The following is a 4493-nucleotide window of genomic DNA, read 5'->3' on the forward strand; positions in this document are numbered from 1 at the left end:
AAAGGAGGTGATGCTCTCGCCCACAATAAAGTGGTCAAGGACACGCACATCAACAAGCGCAAGCGCATCGACTAATTGACGAGTAATGCGTCGGTCGGCTTGACTCGGGGTACTGACCCCACTTGGGTGGTTATGCGCCAATATGACAGCACTCGCGTTCCAGGTTAATGCTCGTTTGACCACTTCACGTGGATAAACGGCAGCGCTATCGATTGAGCCATAAAACAGCACTTCGAATTTGAGCAGTTGATTTTGCGTGTCTAAAAACAGCACCGCAAAGACTTCTCGCTCTAAGTCGCGCATGAGTGTGGTCAGCGAACGCCGGCACGCTTCTGGTGAGGTGAGGATTTCGCAACGCTTGAGTCGGTCATTGGCCATCTCAAGGGCGATATCCATCAGTTCATCTGCGGTGACGGGATGACTGAGTTGGTAATACTCGCCAGGCGCTTCTTGTAATTCGACCAACTTTCCTTGGCCGTAAGAGGGTTGATAACAAGTAGAATAAGACATAGTGGATGCCCTCAAGAAAAAAAAGGGCACCCAATGAGGGATGCCCCTCATGGGTGAAATAACCTAACGATTAACAGGAGCGAAACTCATTACTGAGGATCACACCTTGTTGTCGAAGGTGATTAATTTCTGACTGAGAAAGCGTCTCAGACAAGGTTAATGGCGTTGAACTGCGAAGCACTAATCGTGTTTGTAAACGACCGTCTAAGGCAGTGGTTCGCCAGGGCGTTGCATAGTGGAAATCGTGTTGTATTAAGACGGGTTGAAAATGAAATTCAGTCATTTTCTTCCTCCTCAAGCATGATGACCAATATGGGCTGTTGTTTCTCTGATGTATCAATGCGAGCGACTAACGTTGCTGGACGATTGACATAACAGTTTGTGGTTGTCGGTGGTTTACAGACCGTGAACGAGACTTGTGCTGAGTGCGGCGCTTTTCGCGCGACACGACGCACTTGTCGAAGTAACTGAATGGTCAGCGCATCTTTATCGATGTTGATGGCCATATCAGAGACGTCAATGACGGTAAACCAAGCGTGTTGTGACATTACGACGTGGGGAAAGTGAAAACCGACGGTGTGTGCTGGTTCAGTGATATCGATGAAATCCGCTGAATTGGCGACCGACGGGGTAACAAATTGCCCAAACGTTGAAAGTACAGTTGGTTGCATCCGATTGTTCCTTAAAAAAAGGGAACAATCTTCCTGTGGGAATATTATTCCCTACAGGGTTGCAGTTGAAGCACCGTAAGACGGTGGGTTAGCTCATGGCTAACGAAGTTGAAGAAGCTTTCCAGCCCAAAGGCCGCGACACGTTTCAGAAAGCGATTTAAGGGAGGTGTAGTTCCCGTGTGCTTTGCACTATAAGTCAGTGCATAACTTTTGTTCGAGGTCAGAATAGGGTAGAGCAGGGGAGTCTGTCAATCGTCATTTTTTGTGCAGATCTTCAAAAATCCATACGATTTATTTCAGGCTAATACGCAACTCATAGCAAATATGGATGAATTGGCATATAACACAGCCCAGCATCATGCATTGGTTACTGCAGAGGTTTTTGCGTAATTTGATGTGCGTGTAACTTTTTAAATGGTGAGTGGAGTTTGGGTAAATGAAAGACATCTTCTTTTTCGATTCAATGTTAACACCGAAAATTATCACGGTTGTGTATTGGCTATTGCTTGCTACGGCGATCGTCTCTGGCTTGACGACCATGTTTGGTGGTTATCACACCAATATTTTAGGTGGATTAGGCATGATGATTGGTGGTGCTATTGGAGCAAGGATTTGGTGTGAGCTGATGATTGTCCTGTTTAAGATCCATGAAAATATTCAAAAATTAGCGAACAAGCCAAGCGATAGCGATGATTAATCGGTGGTGTTGAGCGTTGATGTGCCAATGAAATCAAAACCGTTGGCGCATCATACCCCATCAAGTGATTTCCTTAATGGAATCAATCTGCTTAAACATCACAAAGATAAACAGCAATTTTAATTGAATAGATCGCTATGAATAAATCATTTGTGATCTGTGCGCGTGCGTGCATCAACGGATTCTTTTACTGCGGATGGGTAAGATTGTTGATAATTGAAACAATTTATCTATCGTGTCCAGAAAAATAATGTTGTCAATAACATTTCACCAAAGTGTGTAACGAATTTAAAATGGCGGCAATCCTTCTTAAATTCAATAAATAAAATGACATTGACACAGTGCCGAGCTTGTAAAGAGTTAATTTCTCCAGACGTGAAGATTTGCTGCCATTGCGGGCAATCAGACTCAAGAGGCAAGCAAAAACGTAATATCATCGTGGCCATGATCTTAGTGGTTTTGATTGGTTTTTTTTATTTGGTGAGTCCGTCATCGGCTTGCATAAGGTGTTAGGCTAACCCGATGTTGACGTTTGCCATGATAATGGTTCTTTGGATTCTGCTTACAACACTCTCAGGATGTTATATTGCAAATATGTTTATCAATACGTTTAATGAGTAAAGATGGTTGTGGGCCTGAGTTATAGGAACTCAATGGGATCACAGTAAAAACGATCGGTGTTTGTCTGTGTTATCGGTGACACTGGTGCCTTTTGAACATCAACATGCATAGGCGATGAGTCGTAGAACGAAAGCAGTACATACGTAGATGTTACTAGGGAGAGAAGTACGGCACCAAGAATAAGCGCATTAACAATATTCTCTTTTGCTTTCAAAACGTAGTGGGTCAATTAGATGTTTATCCTTTCGCGGCGTTTGTCAGGGCAGTGTTGGTTTCGAGTGTTTGGTTGGGCTGAATCTTTGATTGGCATTGTAAAACAAACTCTTTGCGTTTATTTCATGGATTATCTTTATTCATATCGATATTGAGAACTCTATCATGACCTACGAATATCTTTACGATTTTGCTGTCGGATTGTTTGTGAAGCGTGATTACTCTTCTGGTGAGATGCGTCGCCGTCTTGCAGAACTGAGTGATGATGAAACAATGATCGAGTTGGTAATGGAACGCTTGCTCTCTTTTCATTATTTAGATGACTATCGTTTGGCCGAGAAAGAAATTGATAAACACCTTCATCAATATCATGGGCTTTTGCGCATCAAGCAAGCATTACGAAGCAAAGGACTGGACTCGTTAACCATTGAGCAAGCGCTTGAAGATACGGATGTCGATTGGGTTGAGTTGTGTCTAGCGTTGAAAGTAAAACAATTTGGTGAAGCTCGCCCTCGGGATAAAAACGAGAAAGCCAAAATGACACGCTACCTGCAACATAGCGGGCATACATTACCAGTCATCTTTGCATGTTTAGGTTAAATGATCCTCTTGACGATAAGCCGTCTCTCTTTTTATATAAACAGCAATTTTAATCAAATGGCTCTCTATGAATAAAGCTTTTGTGATCCGCGCGCGTGCGGCATCAACTGATCCAAAAACGTTTGTGGCGGGAGTTGGCGCTGACGCCCACTCTGAAATCCTTGCGCACGTATTAATGAATGCGATCTTTACGGCTCAATCTCACCGAGATGATGTCACGGTTTATTTGGTAATTGAAAGCACATCTGATTTTTCTCGAACCCTATGCTTTGAGTCCTCTTTACTGAGTAATATTGGTGGCTTTCATGAATCGGCGTTGATCGCGCTTATTGCCAAAGCATTAGAGCACTCGATTGGCATGAAAAAAGAAGAATCACGGAAGGTGACTGGCGGTTTAAGTGTTGAAACCACCAGTTTCGAAAAGTTAGTTCAGCGCCTAGCGGAGAATTACACACTCTATCTGCTTGATAAAAAAGGAACGGATATTCACGACGAGACGTTTAATGGCAATGCTTGTTTCATCTTAACTGATCATATACCGATGCCCAAAAAGAGTTGGAACAGCTTAAAGCGTTTGGGGACACAAAAGATTAGCCTTGGGCCTCAAATGTTATTTGCGTCACAGTGCATTGTGCTTATACACAATGAGTTTGATCGTCGAGGTCGGGTTAACTAAGGTCTTAGCTTGGTTACATGAGTCTTAGGTAAAACTGAGGAAAATTGTAGCTTCTTTGCTCTTGGTTTCTTAACGCTATCGCGAGGGATCTTCTCCTCATACTTGCTACTACCTTAATTTGTAAAAAACCGACACTGTGTTGGTTTTTTTTTCGATAACCACAATATAATAACGAGTAACTAAATTTAGGGATTTTTCACGCAATTGACAGCCAATTACGTCAATCTGAATACTGTGCGTACTCTTAGCTAGAATGGCGTTGCAAAAAGCCCTGTTACCTCCACCACTCAGTCTTTCAATCAAACCATTACCGAAGAGAGAAAAAAAATGACTTGGAGTTTTCATCATTATTACACGAATAAAGCAGATGGCCTAATTGGTAAATTAAAGCTAAATGAGCAAGAAAGGTCCAAACTCATTAACCTTCGAGATATAGTGAGATTGCGTGTCAAAGATGTTTTTGAGGAAGCAAGGAACATAGCCCATCAGGCAAATAAACAAAAAC

At 42.6% G+C, this 4493-nt stretch carries 6 protein-coding genes; 3 read left to right on the forward strand and 3 right to left on the reverse strand.

The window, feature by feature from the left end; all coding sequences use genetic code 11:
* The 3 genes from radC to RH85_RS05665 all read right to left on the reverse strand — a co-directional run.
* Positions 1-510, reverse strand: a 510-nt coding sequence (radC, locus tag RH85_RS05660; RefSeq protein WP_006711245.1) for a RadC family protein, incomplete at its 3' end; no start/stop codon positions are given.
* A 70-nt stretch (positions 511-580) separates the two neighbouring features.
* Positions 581-793 (reverse strand): hypothetical protein, encoded by a 213-nt coding sequence (locus tag RH85_RS22210; RefSeq protein WP_006711246.1) that lies wholly within the window; start codon positions 791-793, stop codon positions 581-583.
* The gene (locus tag RH85_RS05665) at positions 786-1181 is read right to left on the reverse strand and encodes a hypothetical protein (RefSeq protein ID WP_006711247.1); all 396 of its coding nucleotides are present in this window, start codon (positions 1179-1181) and stop codon (positions 786-788) included. The genes RH85_RS22210 and RH85_RS05665 overlap by 8 nt, the downstream gene beginning before the upstream one ends.
* Positions 1182-1617: 436 nt before the next feature.
* On the opposite strand from RH85_RS05665, the gene RH85_RS05670 reads away from it, so the two are divergent.
* The 3 genes from RH85_RS05670 to trmY all read left to right on the forward strand — a co-directional run bounded on the left by RH85_RS05670 (position 1618) and on the right by trmY (position 3988).
* Positions 1618-1878 carry a DUF4282 domain-containing protein gene (locus RH85_RS05670; RefSeq protein ID WP_006711248.1) on the forward strand — a complete coding sequence of 87 codons (261 nt, stop codon included), beginning with the start codon at positions 1618-1620 and terminating at the stop codon, positions 1876-1878.
* 999 nt (positions 1879-2877) lie between these two features.
* Positions 2878-3312: a regulatory protein RecX gene (locus RH85_RS05675; protein WP_006711249.1), complete on the forward strand. Its 435-nt coding sequence runs from the start codon at positions 2878-2880 to the stop codon at positions 3310-3312.
* Positions 3313-3379: 67 nt separating this feature from the next.
* A complete protein-coding gene (gene trmY, locus RH85_RS05680; RefSeq protein WP_006711250.1) occupies positions 3380-3988 on the forward strand; it encodes a tRNA (pseudouridine(54)-N(1))-methyltransferase TrmY in 609 nt (202 codons plus the stop codon).
* The last annotated feature ends 505 nt before the right edge of the window (positions 3989-4493 follow it).

This window comes from Vibrio ichthyoenteri ATCC 700023, assembly GCF_000222605.1.
Lineage (GTDB): Bacteria > Pseudomonadota > Gammaproteobacteria > Enterobacterales > Vibrionaceae > Vibrio > Vibrio ichthyoenteri.

What these genes read in the sequence shown, in the direction of transcription:
- RH85_RS05665 (WP_006711247.1), bottom strand. Translation starts at nt 1,181, where the DNA reads ATGCAACCAACTGTACTTTCAACGTTTGGGCAATTTGTTACCCCGTCG.
- RH85_RS22210 (WP_006711246.1), bottom strand. Translation starts at nt 793, where the DNA reads ATGACTGAATTTCATTTTCAACCCGTCTTAATACAACACGATTTCCAC.
- trmY (WP_006711250.1), top strand. Translation starts at nt 3,380, where the DNA reads ATGAATAAAGCTTTTGTGATCCGCGCGCGTGCGGCATCAACTGATCCA.
- RH85_RS05675 (WP_006711249.1), top strand. Translation starts at nt 2,878, where the DNA reads ATGACCTACGAATATCTTTACGATTTTGCTGTCGGATTGTTTGTGAAG.
- RH85_RS05670 (WP_006711248.1), top strand. Translation starts at nt 1,618, where the DNA reads ATGAAAGACATCTTCTTTTTCGATTCAATGTTAACACCGAAAATTATC.